General features: G+C 64.0%; 22 protein-coding genes and 1 tRNA gene. 8 read left to right on the forward strand and 15 right to left on the reverse strand.

All coding sequences use genetic code 11. The features are described from left to right. Window positions 1-121: 121 nt before the first annotated feature. The 3 genes from GWG65_RS27215 to GWG65_RS27225 form a co-directional block, all read right to left on the reverse strand. Window positions 122-1,756, reverse strand: a complete 1,635-nt coding sequence (locus GWG65_RS27215; protein WP_275198643.1) for an alkaline phosphatase family protein — start codon at window positions 1,754-1,756, stop codon at window positions 122-124. A 220-nt stretch (window positions 1,757-1,976) separates the two neighbouring features. Next, complete coding sequence (obgE, locus tag GWG65_RS27220; protein ID WP_275198644.1) at window positions 1,977-3,017, reverse strand: GTPase ObgE; 1,041 nt, start codon at window positions 3,015-3,017, stop codon at window positions 1,977-1,979. Window positions 3,018-3,118: 101 nt separating this feature from the next. Beyond that, complete coding sequence (locus GWG65_RS27225) at window positions 3,119-3,598, reverse strand: MaoC family dehydratase (protein WP_275198645.1); 480 nt, start codon at window positions 3,596-3,598, stop codon at window positions 3,119-3,121. 262 nt (window positions 3,599-3,860) lie between these two features. Between GWG65_RS27225 and GWG65_RS27230 the strand changes: the two genes are divergently transcribed. After that, window positions 3,861-4,775 (forward strand): DMT family transporter, encoded by a 915-nt coding sequence (locus GWG65_RS27230; protein ID WP_275198646.1) that lies wholly within the window; start codon window positions 3,861-3,863, stop codon window positions 4,773-4,775. A 5-nt stretch (window positions 4,776-4,780) separates the two neighbouring features. On the opposite strand, the gene GWG65_RS27235 is transcribed toward GWG65_RS27230, so the two are convergent. From GWG65_RS27235 to rplU, 3 genes are all read right to left on the reverse strand, one after another. Continuing rightward, the gene (locus GWG65_RS27235; protein ID WP_275198647.1) at window positions 4,781-5,374 is read right to left on the reverse strand and encodes a GNAT family N-acetyltransferase; all 594 of its coding nucleotides are present in this window, start codon (window positions 5,372-5,374) and stop codon (window positions 4,781-4,783) included. Between the two features lie 151 nt (window positions 5,375-5,525). Beyond that, complete coding sequence (rpmA, locus tag GWG65_RS27240; protein ID WP_008137923.1) at window positions 5,526-5,795, reverse strand: 50S ribosomal protein L27; 270 nt, start codon at window positions 5,793-5,795, stop codon at window positions 5,526-5,528. Between the two features lie 96 nt (window positions 5,796-5,891). After that, complete coding sequence (gene rplU / locus GWG65_RS27245; RefSeq protein ID WP_275198648.1) at window positions 5,892-6,281, reverse strand: 50S ribosomal protein L21; 390 nt, start codon at window positions 6,279-6,281, stop codon at window positions 5,892-5,894. A 335-nt stretch (window positions 6,282-6,616) separates the two neighbouring features. Here rplU and GWG65_RS27250 point away from each other — a divergent pair, with 335 nt between their 5' ends. Further along, the gene (locus GWG65_RS27250; RefSeq protein ID WP_275198649.1) at window positions 6,617-7,759 is read left to right on the forward strand and encodes an ROK family protein; all 1,143 of its coding nucleotides are present in this window, start codon (window positions 6,617-6,619) and stop codon (window positions 7,757-7,759) included. Window positions 7,760-8,165: 406 nt separating this feature from the next. Here the strand turns inward: GWG65_RS27250 and GWG65_RS27255 are convergent, their stop codons facing one another. Continuing rightward, a complete protein-coding gene (locus tag GWG65_RS27255; RefSeq protein ID WP_275198650.1) occupies window positions 8,166-9,029 on the reverse strand; it encodes an alpha/beta hydrolase in 864 nt (287 codons plus the stop codon). Between the two features lie 128 nt (window positions 9,030-9,157). Between GWG65_RS27255 and GWG65_RS27260 the strand changes: the two genes are divergently transcribed. Next, window positions 9,158-9,247, forward strand: a tRNA-Ser gene (locus GWG65_RS27260). Here the strand turns inward: GWG65_RS27260 and GWG65_RS27265 are convergent. Beyond that, entirely contained in the window at window positions 9,215-10,462 is a 1,248-nt protein-coding gene (locus tag GWG65_RS27265) for an MFS transporter (RefSeq protein WP_275198651.1), read from the reverse strand. The genes GWG65_RS27260 and GWG65_RS27265 overlap by 33 nt on opposite strands. A gap of 485 nt (window positions 10,463-10,947) precedes the next feature. Here GWG65_RS27265 and GWG65_RS27270 point away from each other — a divergent pair, with 485 nt between their 5' ends. From GWG65_RS27270 to GWG65_RS27280, 3 genes are all read left to right on the forward strand, one after another. After that, complete coding sequence (locus GWG65_RS27270) at window positions 10,948-12,063, forward strand: alpha/beta hydrolase (protein ID WP_275198652.1); 1,116 nt, start codon at window positions 10,948-10,950, stop codon at window positions 12,061-12,063. A 92-nt stretch (window positions 12,064-12,155) separates the two neighbouring features. Beyond that, window positions 12,156-12,566, forward strand: coding sequence for a cyclophilin-like fold protein (locus tag GWG65_RS27275; protein ID WP_275198653.1), 411 nt, complete (start codon window positions 12,156-12,158; stop codon window positions 12,564-12,566). Between the two features lie 85 nt (window positions 12,567-12,651). Beyond that, on the forward strand, window positions 12,652-13,545 hold the full coding sequence (locus GWG65_RS27280; protein WP_275198654.1) for a LysR family transcriptional regulator: 894 nt from the start codon (window positions 12,652-12,654) through the stop codon (window positions 13,543-13,545). Window positions 13,546-13,609: 64 nt separating this feature from the next. Here GWG65_RS27280 and GWG65_RS27285 read toward each other — a convergent pair whose 3' ends face one another. After that, window positions 13,610-14,509, reverse strand: coding sequence for a LysR family transcriptional regulator (locus GWG65_RS27285; RefSeq protein ID WP_275198655.1), 900 nt, complete (start codon window positions 14,507-14,509; stop codon window positions 13,610-13,612). 111 nt (window positions 14,510-14,620) lie between these two features. Here GWG65_RS27285 and GWG65_RS27290 point away from each other — a divergent pair, with 111 nt between their 5' ends. Continuing rightward, window positions 14,621-16,261 carry an FAD-dependent oxidoreductase gene (locus tag GWG65_RS27290; protein ID WP_275198656.1) on the forward strand — a complete coding sequence of 547 codons (1,641 nt, stop codon included), beginning with the start codon at window positions 14,621-14,623 and terminating at the stop codon, window positions 16,259-16,261. A gap of 55 nt (window positions 16,262-16,316) precedes the next feature. Next, window positions 16,317-17,297, forward strand: a complete 981-nt coding sequence (locus GWG65_RS27295) for a tripartite tricarboxylate transporter substrate binding protein (RefSeq protein WP_275198657.1) — start codon at window positions 16,317-16,319, stop codon at window positions 17,295-17,297. A 15-nt stretch (window positions 17,298-17,312) separates the two neighbouring features. Here GWG65_RS27295 and GWG65_RS27300 read toward each other — a convergent pair whose 3' ends face one another. From GWG65_RS27300 to GWG65_RS27325, 6 genes are read right to left on the reverse strand one after another with little or no spacing between them, the layout of a single operon-like run. Further along, window positions 17,313-18,131 carry an ABC transporter ATP-binding protein gene (locus GWG65_RS27300; protein ID WP_275198658.1) on the reverse strand — a complete coding sequence of 273 codons (819 nt, stop codon included), beginning with the start codon at window positions 18,129-18,131 and terminating at the stop codon, window positions 17,313-17,315. Next, complete coding sequence (rutD, locus tag GWG65_RS27305; RefSeq protein WP_275198659.1) at window positions 18,128-18,919, reverse strand: pyrimidine utilization protein D; 792 nt, start codon at window positions 18,917-18,919, stop codon at window positions 18,128-18,130. Before rutD ends, GWG65_RS27300 begins: the two co-directional genes overlap by 4 nt. 34 nt (window positions 18,920-18,953) lie before the next feature. Continuing rightward, window positions 18,954-19,751 carry an ABC transporter permease gene (locus tag GWG65_RS27310; protein WP_275198660.1) on the reverse strand — a complete coding sequence of 266 codons (798 nt, stop codon included), beginning with the start codon at window positions 19,749-19,751 and terminating at the stop codon, window positions 18,954-18,956. A 1-nt stretch (window position 19,752) separates the two neighbouring features. Further along, window positions 19,753-20,139, reverse strand: a complete 387-nt coding sequence (gene rutC, locus GWG65_RS27315; protein ID WP_275198661.1) for a pyrimidine utilization protein C — start codon at window positions 20,137-20,139, stop codon at window positions 19,753-19,755. Next, entirely contained in the window at window positions 20,136-20,870 is a 735-nt protein-coding gene (rutB, locus tag GWG65_RS27320) for a pyrimidine utilization protein B (RefSeq protein ID WP_275198662.1), read from the reverse strand. The genes rutC and rutB overlap by 4 nt, the downstream gene beginning before the upstream one ends. A gap of 5 nt (window positions 20,871-20,875) precedes the next feature. Beyond that, a complete protein-coding gene (locus GWG65_RS27325) occupies window positions 20,876-21,889 on the reverse strand; it encodes an ABC transporter substrate-binding protein (protein WP_275198663.1) in 1,014 nt (337 codons plus the stop codon). Window positions 21,890-21,974: the final 85 nt, after the last annotated feature.

Consider the following 21,974-nt stretch of genomic DNA (forward strand, 5'->3'; position numbering starts at 1 on the left):
GTCTATCCCCTCATCCTGAGGAGCTTGCGAAGCAAGCGTCTCGAAGGATGCCGGCCGAGGTGCGAGAGCCGGGCCTGCATGGTTCGAGACGGCGCTTGCGCGCCTCCTCACCATGAGGGTCTCACATCTTCGCGCGCTGCTCTATTCCGTCCCTGATCGACGCAAGCTCAGCCTCGTCCCAGACGCCGATCAAAATCCCGCCCTTCACTTGGAGCTGGTTATCGGCATAGTTCGCGATCTTCTCGCGAGGCGTGGTGATATGGTCGTTTGGATGCAGCGCCCAGTCGAACAGCTCGGCCTGCAACCGCGCGATGATGCCAGCGCAATCAGGATCGTCGCCGCGATCCAAAAACTCTTCCGGATCGGTCTCGAGATCATACAGCATCGGACGGAAGCCCGAGGCGTGGATGTATTTCCAACGGCCGTCGAACACCATGAACAGGCGGCAGCGCTCGATCGGCTGGTTCAGCTTCAGCCGCACGTCCTGCATGGCGTAGTCGTATTCGGAGAATGCGACCTTGCGCCAATCTGGTGGCGTCGGGCCGCGCAGCAGCGGCAGCAGCGAGCGTCCTTCGAGGACGTGAGCCGGCACCTTGCCGCCGAAATAATCGACGAAGGTCGGCGCGAGGTCGATGGCTTCCACCAGCGCATCGCATCGCGTGCCGCGCGCCGCATCCGCGTCCGTCGATGGATCGATGACGATCAGCGGGATCTTCGCCGACTGTTCGTGGAACAGGTCCTTCTCGCCCATCCAGTGATCGCCGAGATAATCGCCATGATCGGAGGTGAACACGATCATGGTGGTTTCCAGGAGGTCGTGCTCCCTTAGAAACTTCATCAGCACGCCCATCTGGTCGTCGATCTGGGTGATCAGGCCCATATAGGTCGGGATCACTTTCTCCCGGGCATCGTCGCGCGCCATGTTGCGGGAGTAGCGCATGTCCATATAGGCGCCGAACACCGGATGCGGGTTCTGCCGCTCGCGCTCCGAGCGGATCACCGGCAGCATGTCTGATATCGAATACATACTGGCATAGGGTTCGGGGGCGATATAGGGCCAGTGCGGCTTGATGTAGGACAGATGCAGGCACCACGGCTTGCCGTCGGTCTCGGCCTCGGTGATGAAGTCCATCGCCCGGTGCGTCATGTAGGGCGTCTCGGAGTGTTCTTCCGGCACGCGCGCGGCCTTGTCGGCATGCGTCAGCAACCAGCCGTTCTGCAAGCTGCCGTCGTCAGCGGCGCCGGAATTGGCCCAGTGCTCCCACGGGTTCGTCGCCTCGAAACCCTGCTGGCGCAGATAGTCGTCGTATTTCGGGCGCGGCCGTCCGGTCGGATGCAGGCCATCGTCGCGCTCATAGGGCTCGAAGCCGCATTCGGCGACGTGCACGCCGATGATGGATTCCGGCGGGATGCCGAGCCGCTTCATGCCTTCGAGATCGGGCGCCATGTGGGTCTTGCCGACCAGCACGTTGCGCACGCCGATTGCCTTGAGGTGATCGCCCAGCGTCGGCTCGCCGACGCGCAAGGGCCAGCCGTTCCAGTGCGAGCCGTGCGAGCGCATGTAGCGGCCGGTGTAGAACGACATCCGCGACGGGCCGCAGATCGGCGACTGCACATAAGCCTTGGTGAACAGCACGCCGCGCTTCGCCATGGCGTCGATGTTCGGCGTCTTCAGCGAGGGATGGCCGGTGCAGCCGAGATAGTCGTAGCGAAGCTGGTCGCACATGATCCAGAGAACGTTCTTCGCGCGTGCCATGCATCATCCCTGCCGTTTCTTGATCTTTTGATGCTGCGCTATCAGAGCTGCGATGACAAGCCAGCGTTCAATTCGACTGCGTCACAAGCACCGAACCTCATCCTGAGGAGCCTGCGATAGCGGGCGTCTCGAAGGATGGCCGCGGGCGAGAACCGGGGCCTTCATGGTTCGAGACGCGCGTTCCGCGCTCCTCACCATGAGGGTCTCTAAGCGGGATCGATCAAGCCGACCAGGGCTCCGCTTCAGCCGCGCTCTTCGCCTTGGCGGAGACGGGGTTTTCGCCGATCACCTCGACGAGCGCCCGCAGCGCTTCCTTGACGCCCTGGCCGGTGGCGCCGGCAAGCAGCAGCGGCGTCTTCTTGGCGGCGCGCTTCAGCCGGTCCTTCTGCTTCTTCAACTCATCCGGCTCGACCGCGTCGATCTTGTTCAGGGCCACGATCTCGATCTTGTCGGTGAGCAGGCCGCCATAGGCATCGAGCTCCGTTCGTACCGTCTTGTAGGCCTTGCCGGCATGTTCGCAGGTCGCATCGACGAGATGCAGCAGCACGCGGCAGCGCTCGACATGGCCGAGAAAGCGATCGCCAAGGCCCGCGCCTTCATGCGCGCCCTCGATCAGACCGGGAATGTCGGCGAGCACGAATTCGCGGCCGTCGGAGTTCACGACGCCGAGCTGCGGATGCAGCGTGGTGAAGGGATAGTCGGCGATCTTCGGCTTTGCCGCGCTGACCTTGGCGAGGAAGGTCGACTTGCCGGCATTGGGCAGGCCGACCAGGCCGGCGTCGGCGATCAGCTTCAGCCGCAGCCAGATCCAGCGCTCCTCGCCCACCTGGCCAGGATTGGCGTTGCGCGGCGCGCGGTTGGTCGACGTCTTGAAATGCGCATTGCCGAAGCCGCCATTGCCGCCCTCGGCGAGCACGAACTTCTCGCCGACATTGGTGAAGTCGTGGATCAGCGTCTCGCGGTCTTCGTCGAAGATCTGCGTGCCGACAGGGACCTTCAGCACGATCGCCTTGCCGTTGGCGCCGTGGCGGTCCGAGCCGCTGCCGTTTTCGCCCTTCTGGGCCTTGAAGTGCTGCTGGTAGCGGTAGTCGATCAGCGTGTTCAGCCCGTCGGCGACCTCGATCACGACATTGCCGCCGCGGCCGCCATTGCCGCCGGAAGGACCGCCGAATTCGATGAATTTTTCGCGGCGGAACGCCACGCAGCCGTTTCCGCCGTCACCGGAGCGGATATAGACCTTTGCTTCGTCAAGGAATTTCATGGGCCATAGGTAGGCCAGCCGGTCCCGCGCGGCAACCCGGACTTGTCCGCGAACCGGCCGAATTTCGGCTATTTTTGCCCGTGCCTAACCCCCGGACGACGTCAGAGTGGCCGACGGCGGATCAGGAATTTCTGTAGTCCCTCCACCACCAGCTCCTTGCGCTGGTTGAAGACGGTGCTCGTCAGCGTCACGACGCCGGTCGAGCGTCCCGGCATCAGCTCGGTGACCTCGAGCGCTGGATAGATCGTATCGTCGGCGAACACGGGCTTGAGGAACCGGCTCGACTGCTCGAGAAAGCCGATCAGGGATTCCTCGACCATGAAGGGAAACAGGCCCGCGCCGGGTGCGGTGTGGATCAGCGTCTGAAAGCCGTGCGCGAGCAGATGCGGCATGCCGCGGGCGCGGCAATATTCGACGTCGTAGTGCACCGGGTGGGTGTCGCCGCTCGCGGTCTGGAACGCGGCGAACACCGCCGAGGTCTGGGTCCTGCTCGGCAGCACGAAGCGCTCGCCGACGACGAAATCCTCAAACCAGCGTTGCGTGGCGATCATGCGATGCTGGGTCGGATCGAACTCGGTCATGTCGGTGCTCTCTGATCGGTGCGGCATCCTATCGCTACCCCGACGCGATGAGTGCGACAATCCGTTCAATTCGGTGCAAGCGGGCTTGTCCAGCGCGCCCACGTCATTAAAACGACCGCAAGCGACGCTACTCGCCGATTCCTGATGCTCTCTCCCCCGTCATTGCGAGCGTAGCGAAGCAATCCAGACTGTCGCCGCGGAAAGAATCTGGATTGCTTCGCTGCGCTCGCAATGACGAGCTCTCAGATCCAGACTCGTTTCAATGCCTCTGTTCAAAAATCTCTCCGCCTATGACGAGCGCTCGGCGCGACTGGCCGGCATTGCGCTGATGGTGCTGTCGATCTTCATGTTCTCGTTCGGCGACGCCATGGGCAAGTTCCTGGTCGGGACTTATTCGGTGGGGCAGCTCCTGTTTCTGCGCGCCTGCGCGGCGCTGCTGCTGCTGTCGCCGATGATCTGGCGGCAGCGTCATGATTTCCTGCGCCTGGAGCGGCCGTGGCTGCAGCTGTTTCGCGTCACGCTGTCGACGTTGGAAGTGGCTGCGTTCTTCCTTGCGACCGTCTATCTGCCGCTCGCCGACGTCATCACCTATTATCTCGCGGGCCCCATTTTCGTCACCGCGATGTCGGCGATCTTTCTGGGCGAGCGTGTCGGCTGGCGGCGCTGGACCGCGATCGTGATCGGCTTTTGCGGCGTGCTGATCGCGCTGCGGCCGTCGGCGCAGACGGTCAGCCTGCCGGCGCTGATTGCGCTCGGCGGCAGCTTGTCGTTTGCAACGCTGATGCTGATCACGCGCAGCCTGCGCAAGACGCCCGACATCGTGATGGCGTCCTCGCAATTCGTCGGCACGTTCCTGCTCGGCGCCGTGCTGTCGGCGTTCCACTGGGTGCCGCCGAGCCCCGGCAGCCTCGTGATCTTCGCGCTGGCGGGATGCGTCTCGGTGACGGCGCTGTTCTGCGTCAACCGCTCGCTCAAGCTCGCGCCGGCGAGCGTGGTGGTGCCGTATCAGTATTCAATGATCGTCTGGGCCGTGATCTTCGGCTTCGTCGTGTTCGGCGATGTGCCGCAGGCCGCCACCATCGTCGGCGCCGCCATCATCATCGGCGCAGGCTTCTACATCTATCTGCGCGAGCGCGATCTCGGGCGTGCCGGCGGAGAGGTGAATCCGCCGGCGTAGAGTGCCTACCTCACCCTTCTTGCACTGCTCCAGCTCTTCAGCGACGCCCACACTCCGCGCGAGAGGCGGAAGCAGTCGACGGGCGTGGAGGAGCCCAGCGCCAGGAAACGGTGCAGCTGAACGCCGCTCCACTGGAAGCCGCACTTTTCCAGCACGTTGCGCGAGGCCGGGTTGGTGACGCGCGCACCCGCGTAGAGATGATCGTCGTCGAACTCCTCGAAGAAGAAGTCGATCGCGCCGCGCGCAGCTTCGGTGGCAAAGCCACGGCCCCAGTGCTCGACGCCGAGCCAGTAGCCGAGCTCGGCGTTGTCCGGCGTCGAGCAGTCGATCCCGACCATGCCGACCGGCCCGCTGTCGTGCTCGATCAGGAACACGGTCTCGCTGCCAATCGCCGCGGTGGCGCGGATGAATGCGACGGCATCGTCTTGCGAATAGGGATGCGGCAGGCGGCGGGTGTTTTCCGCGATGCGGCGGTCATTGGCGAGCTTGGCGATGGTCCTGACGTCGGCGAGCGTCGGCCGCCGCAAGGTCAGCCGCTCGGTGGCGACGACGCTCGGTCTCGCCTCCCGCAAGGTCACGCTCGAAAAATCCTGCAACATGTCCGGCTCCGTCGAAGTCACTAAGTGAAAAGTGAGCACGTCAAACGAAAGGGGAGGCCGGTTTCCCGCCTCCCCTGGAGCCTTCGATCATTTTGATCTCTAGGACTCCGCCGGTTTGGTAGGACCGGCGGACTCCAAATTGATCCACCGTCTATTCAGCCGCCTCTGCGAGCGGGAGCACCGATACGAAGGTGCGGCCGTTGGCTTTGGCCTGGAACGTAACGCGACCCTCGATCTTGGCGAACAAAGTGTGGTCCGTGCCCATGCCGACATTAAGGCCGGGATGCCAGGTGGTGCCGCGCTGACGCGCAATGATGTTGCCGGGAATGACAACTTCCCCGCCGAACGCCTTGATGCCAAGGCGCTTGCCCTTTGAATCGCGACCGTTGCGCGATGAACCGCCTGCTTTTTTGTGAGCCATGGCTCGTCTCCAAATCCTGCGTAGTTCTAGATCAATTCCTTGACGGAATCATTTCACATTTTCTCACGCATCAATTCGTGAATTGGCGTGATCAATTTATGCGGCTTCTTCTTCCTTTGCCGTTTCCTTGGCGACCTTTTCGCGCTTCGGGCGCGGTCCGATCGAAGGCTTGGCGTCGTTGGTCAGGATCTCGGTGATGCGCAGCACCGTGATCTCGTCGCGGTAGCCGCGCTTGCGGCGCGAGTTCTTGCGGCGGCGCTTCTTGAACGCGATGACCTTCGGCCCGCGCTTGTGGTCGAGCACCTCGGCCGCAACGGACGCGCCTGCCACCGTCGGCAGACCCAGCACCGGCGTGTCGCCGCCGACCACCAGGACTTCATTCAGCTGCACGATCGTGCCGACTTCGCCGGCGATCTTGCCTACTTCCAGGACATCATCCGGAACGACGCGGTACTGCCGGCCGCCGGTTTTGATGACTGCGAACATCGTTTTCTTCCTTCGTGTTCAATCCCGGCCTCGCGACAGGATGTCCGGGCCGGCTTTTTTGTCAGTCGCTATGGGTTTTGCGAGTTTTGCGCGGGCGGGAGTTATCCCTTTGAAAACCTGCGAAAAAACAAGCGGCGCGAGAAACGCCCCGCGCCGGTTGTGGGACTTATAGCCGCTCACCCCCGAGAGTCAAGGAAAACCGCCGGAAAAGGCCCGGATTTGAAGGATTTGGGCCGCTTCCCCGTCCGGAAATCGATTCTCGAACCGGTCTGCAACCAAACGGGTTCCCCCGCCGTTGATCACGGAATTCCGCGCGCGGGCAAGGGCTTCTTTCCATGGCAACAGACGAACTGGTCAAGACCACGGGCATCGCCACCCACGGCGCGGCGCGGCTGCCGTCGGTGGACATCGAGAGCTTCAACATTGAGATGAAGGACGACGACGGCTTTCTCGGCGACCGCGCCAGCAAGGGCGCGTTCCGCGACATTCTCGAGCGCTGGCGCAAGCCGCTGCGCAAGACCGGCGAAGACCCGTTCGGCAAGGAGCCGTCGGAGGAGATCAGCAAGAAGACGCTGGACGCCATCCTGGTCGGCGACGACACCGAGGCCTGGGCCGTGGTGCACAGCGCGATCGAGGATTTCGCCCAGGAGCTGGCTTATGTCACGCGGCGCTTCCTCAAGTCCAAGGCCTGGGCCAAGACCGAGCGCATCGTGGTCGGGGGCGGTTTTCGCGATTCCAGGCTCGGCGAGCTCGCGATCGCGCGCACCGAGATCATCCTGAAGTCCGAGGACTTCAAGGTCGATTTGCAGCCGATCCGTCACCATCCGGACGAGGCCGGCCTGCTCGGCGCGCTGCATCTGGCGCCATCCTGGATCTTCGAGGCCCATGACAGCATCCTCGCCGTCGATATCGGCGGCACCAACATCCGCTGTGGCGTGGTGGAAAGCGGCTGGAAGAAGGCCAGCGACCTGTCGAAGGCTTCGGTCTGGAAATCCGAGCTGTGGCGTCATACCGACGACGAGCCGACCCGCGAGGGCGCGGTGAAACGGCTCACGAAAATGCTGAAGGGACTGATTACCGAGGCCGAGGAGGAGGGCTTCAAGCTGGCGCCGTTCATCGGCATCGCCTGTCCCGGCGTGATCAACGGGGACGGCTCGATCGAGAAGGGCGCGCAAAACCTGCCGGGCAATTGGGAGAGCAGCAAGTTCAACCTACCGGCGAGCCTGATCGAGGGCATCCCGCAGATCGGCGAGCACGATACTGCGATCGTGATGCACAATGACGGCGTGGTGCAGGGTCTTTCCGAAATCCCGTTCATGCAGGACGTCGAGCGCTGGGGCGTGCTGACCATCGGCACCGGGCTCGGCAACGCGCGCTTCACTAACCGCCGCAAGGACGGCGGCAACGGCAAAGACCGGGACTCTACGGAGAACGGCAAGAAGAAGGGCAAGGAAAACAGCAAGAACGGCAAGGAGTAACCTTGACTGGTTAGGTTAAGGGGCGGATTGCGTTGCGGGATGGCAGACGCACGCTAGGGTCGAATTGTCGCCTCACCTGGCCGGCGAAGCCGCCCTTCCCAGCCAGAATTGCAATGAGCGGCACGGGACCGCCAGTGTTTACCGCGTCTGGCGGTCCCACCCCTTTTGGATTCCCCGCCAGGGTGATCGCATATGGGCTGATCTTGTTGTGGCCGATCCTTCGAGACGCCCGCCTTGGGGCGGGCCCTCAGGATGAGGATGGAGTCCGCGGTAGCCGTTTCAACGAGCGCCGATGCCATTTGGCCTCACCCTGAGGAGACCGCGGAGCGGTCGTCTCGAAGGACGAGGCGCGCGCTCAGCCCACCCAAAGGCCATATGCGATAGCCCTTTGGATTCCCCGGGGGCTTCAGCTCCAGCCAATTCGCCCGAAGAACGCAGCGATTTCCGTTGCCGCGCGATCCGGATCCTCGCGATGCGGGAAGTGGCCAACGCCGGGAAACATCGCAAGATCGAGTTCGCCAAAGGTCTCGCCCAGCCGGTCGGTCCAGGCATAGGGAAACAGCGGGTCGTGCTCGGCCCAGCGCACGCAGGTCGGAATTGCGATCGGCGGCAACGCCGGCGCTTCGCCTTTTATCATCGCGACACGCCCGGCATGCGCGGCGCGATAATACGCAAAGCCGCCGGCAAGGTTGCCGTCCTTGAGGAAATTGTCGGTGAAATCGTCGAGGACGTCGTCAAAGGCGTTCTTGCGATGCGCCCAGCCCTTGAGGAAGTGACCGATATAAAGCCGGCAGCTTTCGCGGCTCGCGCCGACGAGCCGCTCGGCCATCTCCATCTGGTGGAAGGACTGGTACCAGATGTGGTTGAGCCGGTCGGGCGCCGCCATCCGCGGCCCGATGCCGGGATAGACGAAATCGAACAGGAACAGCCCGGCCAGCCGCTCCGGCGCCCGCCTCGCCAAAGACTGCATCACGGCGCCGCCGACATCATGGCCGACGACGCCGAATCGGCTGATGCCGAGCCCCTGCATCAGCGCCAGCATGTCGGCCGCGTGACCGTCCGATCCGTAAGGCCCGTCCGGCTTGTCGCTGTCGCCAAAGCCGCGCAGATCGGGTGCGATCAGCATGTACCGGTCCGCCAGCCGCGACATCACCGGCTCCCAGGTCAGCCAGAATTCCGGCCAACCATGCAGCAAAAGCAGCGGTTTGCCCCGCCCGTGGCGGGCGAGGTGGAAGCTGGCGCCATTGGCCTTGATGGTCAGATGCTCCATGGCAGTTCCTTCCGGGTGAAGGGCAGGGGTGGAGGCGGATTTTCGCCTTTCGCGCCTTGTCTCACTCGCCGTCCTCGCCTATTACACGCCCCGACCACAGGGGTTCCTGCCCCTCATCGGCACTTCAAGGAGAGGTGGCAGAGTGGTTGAATGCACCGCACTCGAAATGCGGCATAGGTGCAAGCCTATCGGGGGTTCGAATCCCTCCCTCTCCGCCATAAACAGACTGCCCCATAGGCTGACGGAACCCTGGCCCTCCGCGATGTTAGAAACGCCAAGATTGCGGCGATCAGCAGCAGGACGGCGCTGGCCGCGAACGTCGTCTGGTAGCCCCCGAGATCGAACAGCGCGCCGCCGATGACCGCCCCCATGGTGATCGCGAGCTGGATGACCGCCACCATGAGACCGCCGCCAGCTTCGGCGTCCTGCGGCAGGGACCACGCCAGCCAAGTCCACCAGCCGACCGGCGCCGCCGTGCCGATCAGCCCCCAGATGCCTAATACCGTCACGGCGACGGAGAGATGTTCGCCGAAGCCGATGAGAATCGCGGCGATCGAGGCCATCGACACAGGAATGACGATCAGCGTCCGGTAGAGCCCCTCTTTCAGGAAACCTCCGATGAGGCTCGTGCCGACGAATCCCGCGACGCCGATCATGAGGAGAACCAGCGACAGGATCGAGGCATCGACACGCGTCACGGTCTCGAGGAAGGGCCGTACATAGGTGAAGAGCGCGAACTGTCCCATGAAGAAGAGCCCGGCCGACGCGAGCCCCAAGGCAATCAGCGGCCGGTTCAGCATCCTGAACAGGTTTCCCGACCCCGGCACATGATCCGCTTTCATTGAGGGCAAGCTGACCATTTGCCAGCAAAAGACGATCACAGCGACTGGCACGAGGCAGAAGAAGGCGCCGTGCCAGCCGATGATCGAACCCAGGAAGCTTCCGAGCGGGGCGGCAATCACGGTTGCAAGCGCGTTGCCGCCGTTGAAGATCGCGAGCGCCCTCGGAACGTCATGCTCCGGCACGAGCTGCATCGCAGTCGCGGCCGACATCGACCAGAATCCGCCGATGACGACCCCGATCAGCGCCCGCCCGATCATGAAGACCAGAAAATTCGGGGCAAGCGCCACGATCGTCCCCGAGACCGCCATCACGCCCGTCAGCGAAAGCAGCAGGACCTTACGGTCGAGCCGACCGGCCAGCGTGGAAATGAAGAGGCTCGTCATGACGGCGAACGCACCGGACACGGCGATCGCCTGTCCTGCCTGTCCCTCGCTCACCTGGAGATCGGACGCGATCGGGGTGAGCAGGCTGACGGGCATGAACTCCGAAGCGATGAGCGCGAAGACACAGAGCGCCATCGCGAAAACCCCGCTCCAGTGGGTGGTGCGTTCCTCGACGTCGCGCGTCGCGGACGAAAGCCGAGCTGACATCTTGTTCTACTCCCGAAGCTACATGGGCACAGGATGCAGCCACCCGCCGAGCGGTCGTGCAGGGCGCTAGTGGAGTTTCCCGGATTGTGATGGATTGCCGCTGTGTCCGGCTGAACCTGGATGTCGTCGGCACGATGCTGGGCGAAACAGTTCGCCGATCAGACGCCGGGCCGATCCGTTGCGAGGTAGATAGCGACAGTCTCATCGCCGAGTAGCGCTTCCGAATTGCACGTAGCCATGAGCCGGATTCATCAATCCAGGAATCATCCAAGAATCATCCAAGAATCACTCCAAGAGCCGGTGCGAAACGGTGCAGCAAGTTCTTCCGGGTGATCGGCGATTGATGAATCTGATTCATGGCTACATGCGGATTTTGCGAGCTAATCGCATTGCGCCGTCCCAACTATTCTCGTCTCAAACGATCGCAGCGCTGCCGAGCGGCCAAGCGGGGTTGCTTGCCCCAGGCGATCCAAGGAGACAGAACAATGAACCAGCAGATTGGAATTGAAAACGCGGTGGAGCCTGGATCCAGCGTGGACTTCGGCCGGCGCGACGTCCTGAAACTGACTGGCGCTGGCGTCACCGCGCTCGGCGCGGCCTTGCTCTTCAACATCCCCTTCGCAAAGGCTCAAGACATGTCCAACGGTGCGAACAACTTCTATACCAGCGATCGGGTGACGCTCGAGAAGGTCGCCTTCAAGAATCAGTACCGGATGAACGTCGCCGGCAATCTCTTCATCCCGACGGATCTCGACCGGGCTGCGCGGCATCCCGCGCTCGTGGTCGGCCACCCGATGGGCGCCGTGAAGGAGCAGAGCGCCAACCTCTATGCGACCAAAATGGCCGAACAGGGCTTCGTCGCTATGTCCATCGATCTGCCCTTCTGGGGTGAAAGCGAAGGCGAGCCGCGCAATTTGGTGTCGCCGGAGGCGTATGCCGAAGCTTTCAGCGCCGCGGTCGACTTCCTGGGCACCCGGCCGTTCGTTGATCGGGAACGGATCGGCGGCATCGGTATCTGCGGCAGCGGCAGCTTCATCATCAGCGCGGCCAAGATCGATCCGCGCTTGAAGGCGATCGCAACGGTCAGCATGTACGACATGGGCGCCGTCAACCGGGATGCGCTCAACAAGTCGCTGTCAGTCGAGCAGCGTAAGGCCATCATCGCCGCAGGTGCCGAGAAACGATATGCCGAGTTCGAGGGTGGCTCGATCGAGGTTGCAGGCGGCACGGATCTCGTGCTGACCGCCGATACCCATCCGATCCAGCGCGAGTTCTTCGATTTCTATCGCACGCCCCGCGGCGAGTTCACGCCGCCCGGTGCATCCGCCCAAAGGACGACGAAGCCGACGGTCACCAGCAACGTCAAATTCATGAACTTCTATCCGTTCAGTGACATCGATACGATCTCTCCGCGTCCGATGCTGTTCATCAGCGGGGATCAGGCCCATTCCAAGGAGTTCAGCGAAGACGCCTACAGGCGCGCGGCCGAGCCGAAGGAGCTTGTCTGGGTTCGCGGCGCCGGCCACGTCGATCTCTACGACCAAGTGGACCTCATTCCGTTCGATAAGCTGACCAGCTTCTTCAGTCGGCGCCTCGCGTAAGCGGGGTCGCTCGGGCATCCGACCAAGAGGCTCGCATGCCCTCCCTTGTCCGGTGACCGATAAGGCCGCTGCCAAACGAAGGCACGACGTCGATGCTGAAACCCCTGCTGACCGCTTCGGTCATCACACTCGGAATGGCTGGACCTGCCATGGCGCAAGAACGCATTCGTATCTCGTCCGAATGGGGCGAGGTTACTGCCGTCCTCGTCGACAACGACGCGACCCAATCGCTGATCCGGATGCTGCCGGTCACGATCGAGATGCGCGACCATCTCCGCCAGGAGAAGACCGGAAACCTGCCGTCGCCCTTGCCTGAAACACGGCGGCAGCAGGAGTTTTCCGTCGGCACGCTTGGCCTGTGGAGCCGCGACCACTTCGTCATTTACTATCGCGCCGGACGCGTCCCCAACCCCGGCATCATCATTCTCGGCCAGGTGACGGGCGACGTTTCGATCTTCGACCGGCCCGGGTCGGTCTCGGTCCGGGTCGAACGCGGCAACTGATTCCTCCGGCGAATGACCAACCACCGCTGTGTCGGCGCTTGGTTCTGCGCTATAATGCCGCCTCGATTATGAGAGGGATTCATGAGTGTCGCGACAGAACGTCAATGGCCTGCTCGCGTTCCTTGCCGTCGCGCGGGAGCGCAGCTTTACCCGCGCCGCGGCGAGGTTCGGTGTCTCACAATCGGCGCTGAGCCATACGATCCGCCAGCTCGAGGCCCGGCTTGGCGTGCGCCTGCTCACCCGCACCACGCGCGCCGTCGTCCCGACGGAAGCGGGAGAGAGGCTTCTGGAGCGGATCGGTCCCCACTTCGACCAGATCGAGATCGAGATCGATGCTCTGAACGAGCTGCGGGAGAAGCCGGCCGGGACCATCCGGATCGTCGCGCCTGACTATGCCATCAGCAGCATCCTGTGGCCCAAGCTGAAGCGCTTTCTCCCGAAATACCCCGAGATCAAGGTCGAGCTCCTGCTCGACAACGGACTTACCGATATCGTGACCGAGCGCTTTGACGCCGGCGTGCGCATGGGCGAGCAGCTCGCGAAGGACATGATCTCCGCCCGCATCGGTCCTGATTTTCGCTTCGCCGTCGTCGGCGCCAAATCCTACCTTGCCGGGCGTTCGAAGCCGGAGAAGCCCCAGGATCTCATGCAGCACGACTGCATCAACTATCGCTTCCCGACGTCCGGCGCGCTCTATGTCTGGGAGTTCGAGGAGGCCGGCCGCGAGATCAAGATTCGCGTGGACGGACAGCTCGTCTTCAACAACATCTTTCATGTGCTGGATGGAGCGCTCGCCGGCCGTGGCCTCGCCTACGTGCCGGAGGAAATTGCGCTTCCATACATCGCGAAAGGGCAGCTCCAGCGCGTGCTCGAAGGTTGGTCGCCGTACTGGGATGGCTACCATCTCTATTACCCGAGCCGTCGGCAGTCTTCGCCTGCCTTCGTTGCCCTGGTCGAGGCGTTGCGTCATCGTGAGTGAATTTGCCATGAAATTTGCCATGACGAGCGCACTTTCGCCGAATGCTTGTTCCCAGTCCGTCATCTCAAGAAGCCCGCTCCGCCAGCACCGTCCGCGCCGTCGCCACGAACGCCTGCGCCGCCGGCGACAGCGTTCGGCCCTGACGCTGCAGCAGCGATACCGGGCGGGTGATGGCCGGGCGCACGAGCGGTTTTGCGATCAGCGTTGGAAACTGATCGGCCGGGAGCATCGTCGCGGGAAGGATGGCAAGGCCGAGGCCCTGCGCCGTCATGGCGAGCGCGGTGTTGATCAGCGTCACCTGATAGGTCGGGGCGAGGTGCTTGCCCTGCGCGCCGAGGGCCTGATCGATCTGCATGCGGATTCGTGTCTCGCGCCGCATCGCGATCGTCGGCAGCTGCGCCAGTTCGTCCCATGTCAGCGCGCGCCGCGCGGCGAAGTCTGCGGTGCGCCGACCGATCGCGCTCAGCCGCCCGCGGGTCAGCGTCTCGATCGTCATCTCCGCGATCTCTCCTTCCACGCTGCCGATCGCGAACTCCGCATCGGTTGCGATCAGGCGCGGAACGAGATCGTCGGCGGCGACGTCCTGCATGTCGATTTCGATGTCAGGATAGGTCGCGCCGAATTTTGCGAGCACCGCAGGCAGCAGCGCCGATGCGGCGCCGGCCGAGGCGACGAACGCGACGCGTCCGGCGCGCGCCTGCGCGAGATCACGCATGCGCCGTGACAGACCCCGTGCGTCGCCCAGCATGCGTTCGGCGGCATGAAACGCCTCGTCGGCGGCCAGCGTCGGCTGCACCGAGCGCGTGGAGCGGTCGAACAGCTTTACGCCGAGCTGGACTTCGAGCTGCTGGATCAACAGGCTCGCCGCCGATTGCGTGATGCCAAGCTCGCGCGCGGCCCGCGTGATGCTGTGCGTGCGATACACGCCGGTGAAGGCCAGCAATTGCCGCAGGGTAGTATTCATAGGCAAATCTCATGAATTGATGAGTTCTTTCCGGCTTATCTTATAAGCGGCCCTGCAATAAAATGCATGCTGGGTCCACGGCGATGACCGCGGCCATGCAGGGATGGGAAAATGAGGACACAGGTGCTGGTCGTAGGCGCTGGACCCGTGGGGCTGACCGCGGCAATGGATCTGGCCTCGCGCGGGATCGACGTCGTCGTCGCGGAGGTCCGCCACGCCGGCGATCCGCCCAGCGTCAAATGCAATCACGTCTCGGCACGCTCGATGGAAATCTTCCGCCGGCTCGGCGTGGCCGCAAAGCTGCGCGACGCAGGCCTGCCTGCGGACTTCCCCAATGATTGCTCCTATCGGACCACGGCGACCGGCATCGAGCTTTGTCGCATCGACATCCCCTCCCGCGCGCGTCGCTACAGCGCAACCGGCGGCCCCGATACCTGGTGGCCGACGCCTGAGCCGCCGCACCGGATCAACCAAGTCTATCTTGAACCGATCCTGTTCGGCCATGCCGCCGCCCAGCCGCACATCACCATTCTGGCGCGCACGGAAATCACCGAACTCGAACAGGCCGACGATGAAGTGGTCGCACTGGCCCGAGACCTCGACAGCGGAAGCTCGCTGCGCATCGAAGCCAGCTTTGTGATCGGGTGCGACGGCAGCCGTTCCCTTGTCCGCAAATCAATCGGTGCGAGCCTGTCCGGGACGCCGGTGATCCAGCGCGTGCAATCGACCTTTATCGAAGCCCCGCAACTCAAGCAGCTGATGGGAGCGCACAGGCCTGCCTGGATGGTGCTCTCGCTCAACCCGCGACGTTCGGGCACCACGGTTGCGATCGACGGTCACAATCGTTGGCTGATCCACAATCATCTCAAGCCCGACGAGCCCGAGTTCGATTCGGTCGATCGGGACTGGGCCATCCGCGCCATTCTCGGTGTCGACGAGCGCTTTGAATACCGGGTTCTCAGCAAGGAGGACTGGGTCGGGCGCCGGCTGGTGGCCGATCGTTTTCGCGACCGCAGGGTCTTCATCTGCGGCGACGCCGCGCATCTGTGGATGCCCTATGCGGGCTACGGCATGAACGCGGGCATCGCCGATGCCGTCGATCTCTGCTGGCAGTTGGCGGCGCATCTGAACGGATGGGCGCCCGCTGCGATCCTCGACGCTTACGAGGCCGAGCGTCAGCCCATCACCGAACAGGTCTCGCGTTTTGCCATGGATCACGCGATGGCCATGATGGCGCAGCGCGGCGGCGTATCGGCCGAGATCGAGGACGATACGCCGCGCGGTCACGCCGCACGCGCAGCGCTGGCAAAGGCGGCCTACGATCTCAACGTGCAGCAATATTGCTGCGCCGGACTGAATTTTGGCTACTACTACGATGCTTCGCCGATCATCGCCTATGATGGCGCGACGCCGCCGGCCTACACGATGGGAAGCTTCACGCCCTCCACCGTGCCTGGCGCACGCGCACCGCATTTTTTCCTGCGCGACGGACGGTCACTCTACGACGCATTTGGACCGGGCTACACACTGTTGCGGTTCGATCCAACGATCGACATGGTGCGACTGCTATCCGTTGCGAAGGAGCGCGGCATTCCGCTCGCGCTGATCGACATCGCGCCGGACGAGGCGAATGGCGCGTATGCCGAGAAGCTCGTCCTGGTACGACCCGACCAGCACATCGCCTGGTGCGGGCAGGTCGCGCCCGAAAATCCTGGAGCCTTGTTGGCGCGGATCACCGGCGCGGTGATGTGACGACGCGGCCGACCGGGCGTCGGCCACAAACGAAAAACGCACTGAGGAGGAGAACGTGTTTCACGTTGCAAGGCGCCGCATTCTGGCCGTGCTGACGGCCGCGATTTTCGCCGTGCTGCCGCTAAAGGCCATTGAAGCGGCCTATCCGGAGCAATTGATCAAAATCATCGTGACCTTCCCGCCCGGCGGCAGCGCCGACACCGTTATCCGTGCGCTCGAGCCGTTGGTCACCGCCGAGCTCAAGCAGAGCCTGGTGATCGAGAACCGCGCCGGGGCGGGAGGCAACATCGGCATGGCCGCGGTCGCACAGGCAAGGCCCGACGGCTACACGCTCGGTGTCGCACCGGCCGGAGCGTTGACAGTGAACCCGCACCTCAATTCGTCGATGCCATTCGATCCCAAGGATCTCGCGCCCATCACCCTGCTTGCGGAAATTCCCTTTGTGCTCGTCGCGTCCGCGGACATGCCTGCGCACACCACCGCCGAAATGATCGCGCTCGCCAAGTCCAAGCCCGGCGCCCTGTCGATCGGACATGGCGGCAATTCGACGGCGATGCATCTGACGGCAGCGCTGTTCACGCAGAAGACCGGCATCACCATGGAGCTGGTTCCGTATCGCGGGACAGCGCCGGCGACGGTCGACGTCCTCGCGGGACACGTCCCCTTCGCGGTGCTGGATATCCCCGCATCAAGGCAGTTGATCCTCGAGGGCAAGCTCAACGCGATCGGCGTCTCGTCGGCGGCACGGCTTGCGTCATTGCCCGACGTGCCGACTCTCGCCGAGAGCGGGATCGCTGGCTTCGAATCGGTAGGCTGGTTCGGGCTGGTTGCGCCGGCCGGTACGCCTGCGGGCATCGTCGGCCGGTTGAACGAAGCCTTTGTGAAAGCCCTGAAAGACCCGTCGGTGGTCGAGAAGATCCGGACCCTCGGCGCAGAGCCCGCGCCGACGTCGCCGGAGCAGTTCGGCCGCTTCATTCAGAGCGAAAGCACCAAATGGCGCAAACTCATCAGCGAGGCCGGCATCAAAGGCAATTAGATTCGGCATCTGGGATCAAGCCACCCCAACCGGCTTCTCCAGATCCGCCCAGATCTTCGCAAAGTACTCCTGGAACGCTGCATCGGTCCGCAGCGCGGCCGGGTCGCGGCCGGCCCGGGGCAGGTTGATGATATGCAGTGCGCGCACCGTCGCGGGCCGCGCGCTCAGCACCAGCACGCGATCGGCCATGGCGATGGCCTCGCCGATGTCGTGGGTGACGAGAATGGCGCTCTTGCCGCGCTCGGCGATGATGCGGGAGACGTCGGCCTGCATCAGCAAACGGGTCTGGAAATCGAGCGCCGAAAACGGCTCGTCGAGCAGGATCACTTCGGGATCGAACGCGAGCGTGCGCATGATGGCGACGCGCTGGCGCATGCCGCCGGACAGCGCCGCCGGCTTGGCGTGCTCGAAGCCGGCGAGGCCATAGGTCTTGATCAGCTCCAGCGCGATCTCGCGCGCACGAGCCTTGGGCGTCTTCCGGACTTCGAGGCCGAGCATGACGTTGTCGAGCACGCTGCGCCAGGGCAGCAGCAGATCCTTTTGCAGCATGTAGCCGACATGGCCGGCGGCATCGCCGACGCGGCGGCCAGCGACCTCGACATGGCCGCGGGTCGGCCGCAACAGGCCCGCGATCGCGTTGAACAGCGTGGACTTGCCGCAGCCCGACGGGCCGACGATCGCAAGCGTCTCGCCGCGGTAGAGCTCGAAATCCACTTTGCGGATCGCCTCGACCGGGCGGCCGCCGCCCTCGAAGGTGACGCCGACATTCTCGGCCCGCAGCACGACCGGCGCGGCGTCCGCGGGGCGGGTGATGTCCTGCGCGAGCGCGTTCATTGGTCCACCTCGTTGCAGAATTCGAGCAGGGCTTCGTTGAAGACGCCGGGCGTGACCACCGTGAAGGCATGCGCGCCCCAATCGACCTCATGCACCCGTGCACGCGGAATGGCGGCGGCAAGCTCGCGCGTCAGATAGGCCGGCACCAGCGCGTCGTCCCTTGCGGAAGACAGCAACGTCGGCACGTTGATCTCGGCGAGGCGCTTGCCGCCGTCGAACGCCAGAAACATGTCGATGCGCTGGTTCATCGTCGCGACGGAGGGAAAATGCCTCAGCATGCGTTCCTCCTCGGCATCGAGATGCGCGATGTTCTCGGAGATCCATTGCGGCGGATACAGGAACAGCGGCTGCGCGCGCAGATAGGCCTGCGGTCCGGACTGGTTGAGTAGCTGCTTGCGGATCTCGAAGCAGCGCCGCAGGAACGGATCGGCGCGGCCCCAGCCGTTGACGACGACGAGGCTGCGCAGCCGTTTTGGATGGCGCAACGCAAGCTCGATGCCGACGATGCCGCCGATGGCGTGGCCGACCACATGCGCCGCATCGACGCCGGCATGGTCGAGCACAGAGGCGACGTCGTTGGCCATGCCGGCGATGCTACGCCAGCCAGCCGCGCTGCGGCCGGTGCCGACATGGTCGTAGAGGATGACCTGGTGGCGCCTTGCCAGCGCCTCGAGCTGCGGCGTCCAGAACGAGCCGCTGCCGCCCATGCCGGCCGACAGCACGACCGGCGTGCCGCGCCCGTGAACTTCGTAATAGATCTCGGCATCGTCGCCGCGTGCAAAAGCCATGACTGCCCGGATATTGGAGTGATGTGGTTTCGGATCAGGAGAGCAGGCGCCGTTCGATCAGGTCGATCGCGCCGTACATCAGCAGCGCGACCGCCATCAGGGCAGCGATGCCGACCCAGACCGCGTTGAGATCGTAGAGCACGCCGGCGTAGTAGATCATGTAGCCGAGGCCCTCCTTGGAGGCGATGTACTCGCCGACGACGGCGCCGATCAGGGCGAAGCCGACATTGAGCCGGAAGGCCGCGACGATCCACGGCATCGCGCCGGGGATGATGACGCTGCGCCAGGTCTTCAGCCGGCTGGCGCCAAGCGAGCGCAACAGCTTGACCAGATCGGCGTCGACCTCTTTGGCGCCTTGCAGCGCGGTGATGACCGCGACGATGAAGGTGATGATCGCCGCGATCGCGATCTTCGAGGAGATGCCGATGCCGAACCAGACGATGATCAGCGGCGCCAGCGCGATCTTCGGCAGGCCGTTGAGCGCGATCAGATAGGGCCGCAGCACCGCCGCACCGGTCGGGACCAGCCACAGCGCGAGCCCGGCTGCGCTGCCGAGCACCGTTCCGATCAGGAAGCCCGCGATCGCCTCCCAGGCCGTCAGCGCGGCGTCGCGGAGCAGCTCGCCGCTGCCGATCAGCTTGCCCGCCTTGGCAATGATGCCGCTCGGCTGGCCGTAGAGATAGACGGCGATCAGCCCGAAGCGGATCGCCAGCTCCCACGCGGCGAGCAGCGCAGCCAGCAGCGCGATCTGAAGCAGCGCGATCCGCAATGCGGACGGCAGCTTGAACCGCGCGCCCGTTACCGCAGTCTGGCCAGCGTCGAGCACCGCCACCTCACGGCCTCTTGTGCGCGATCGAGGCGATCTCGACCAGGCAGGCCGGCTTCACCAGCCCGCACTGGATGCAGTAGCGCGCCGGCTTCTCGCCGGGAAAATACTCGGCATAGACCTTGTTGACCGCGGCATAGTTGGCCCAGTCGGTCAGGAAGATCGAATTGAAGGTGACGTCGGCAAGGCTCGATCCTGCCGTCTCCAGCACGCGCTTGATGGTCTCGAGAATGTGCCGGGTCTGGCCCGCGGCGTCGCCCTCGTGGACGACGTCGTTGTTCGTGTCGAACGCCAGCGTGCCCGACACGTAGATAACGTTGTCGGCCATCATCCCCGGCGAGAACGGGGCGATGGGCGCGTGGGTGCCCGGTGGAATGATGGCGCGATCGGTCATGGCGTCTTCTCATGTGCTGGAACGGCTTCGGTCTGGGCAAAGGCGCGGCGGAAGTCGCTCGTCGACGAGACCCAGCCGAAGAAGGTCTCGATGTTGAAGACGGAGGCCTTCTGGAGATAATCGGGGCCGGCCTGATGGGTCGCGTCCTCCAGCATCACGCCGAAATATTCGAGGTGAAAGCCGTCGCGTAGCGTCGACTCCACGCAGACATTGGTGGCGATGCCGCAGAACACGAGGTTGCGGATGCCGCGGGCGCGCAGGATGCTGTCGAACTGGCTGTTGAAGAAGCCGCTGTAGCGCGTCTTCGGCACCACGATGTCGCCGGGCTTCGGCTGCAACTCGTCGACCAGCGCATAGTCCCAGCCGCCCTTGGCAAGCAGCTTGCCTCGCAGCTCGGGCCGCTTGCGCATCGTCTTCAGCGCGTTCGACTTGTGCCAGTTCGGCGAGCCCGGGCCGCCGGCCTCGACATAATCGGGATCCCAGCCGTTCTGGAAGAAGATCACCGGGACGCCCGCGCCGCGCGCGACACCGAGCACGTCCTGGATCGCCGTGATCGCGGCTTTGGCGCCGGCGATATCGAATCCGGCGAGGTCAAGATAGCCGTTCGGCGAAGCATAGGCATTCTGCATGTCGACCACGACCACGGCGGTCTGGTCGACCGCAAGCCGAAGCGGCTCGGGCCGCGCCGGCAGGGTGACGTAGCGCGGCTCGCGCACAGGAGAGGTATTCACCGTCATCACACCAGACCAAACTGCTTGGTCGCCTGCTCGGCAAAACGGTTGTCGACCATCTGGGCATAGGGAAGCACGCTCTGCACCGCGCCGCCGCCCTGCTCGAGCAGCATCGCGCGGTCCCATTCGTCCGCGGAGATGGTCGGATTGCGCGGGATCGCGGTCCTGGAGCCGAAGAAGTTTTTCGTGGCGCCGGCGACGACGGATGGTGCGACCTTCGGGAAGTATTTTTCCGCGACCTCTGTGAAGACGGAATTGTTCTCGTGCATCAGTTTCTGCGCTTCCGCGATCGCGTTGCAGAAGCCCTGCACGGCCGCTGGATTGCTCGCGATCGTCTCTTCCGTTGCCATGGCTGTGGTGAAGCAGAGCGAGCCGAGCATGTCGGCGAACGACAGCACGGGGGCGAGGCCGAACTGCTCGGCGGCGATGCTGACATCCCATTCGAAGGCCGTGGCGATGTCGGCGCGGCCGTCCTTCACCGCGGCGGCCTGCGCGCCGGGCGGAAGCTCGAGGAAGGTGACGCCGGCCTCCTTCGGGTCGAACTTGCCGAGGGTCTTGATCGCGTAGGTCGGCACCTGAATTGTCGAGGACGGAAATTTCAAGGTGGCGATGGTCTTGCCGCGCAGATCGTCGATGCTCCTGATCTTGCTGTCGGGGCGGGCGATGCCCCACATCGATACGCCGCCGACGATCTTTGCGATGTTCTTGATCTTGCCGCCTTCGCGCACCGCGTTGACCGACATGCCCGGGCTGGTCACGCCGATCTGGCTGCGGCCCGAGAGCAGGATCGGCACCGGCAGCGCAATGCCGCCGGCGGTGGAGAGGTCGGCGTCCACGCTGTGCTTGGCGAACAGCCCTTTGTCCGCCGCCACGTAAAGAGAGTTGTACATGCCGAGCCGGAGCGCCTCGGCGATCGCCACCTTGCTGCCAACAGCGAAAGCCGGGGTGTTGAGGCCGGCCAGCGGCGCGGTCGCCGCCCCGAGCAACGAATACTTCATGAGGTCGCGTCTGTTGATCACGTCCCTGTCCTTTGACTTGCCAGAACAACAGGTTACGCGCTGCTCTGCCTAATTGATGATCATTCCCGGTCTTCGCCCAAAATCC

It is taken from the genome of Bradyrhizobium sp. CSA207, assembly GCF_029051685.1.
In the GTDB taxonomy this organism is placed as follows: domain Bacteria; phylum Pseudomonadota; class Alphaproteobacteria; order Rhizobiales; family Xanthobacteraceae; genus Bradyrhizobium.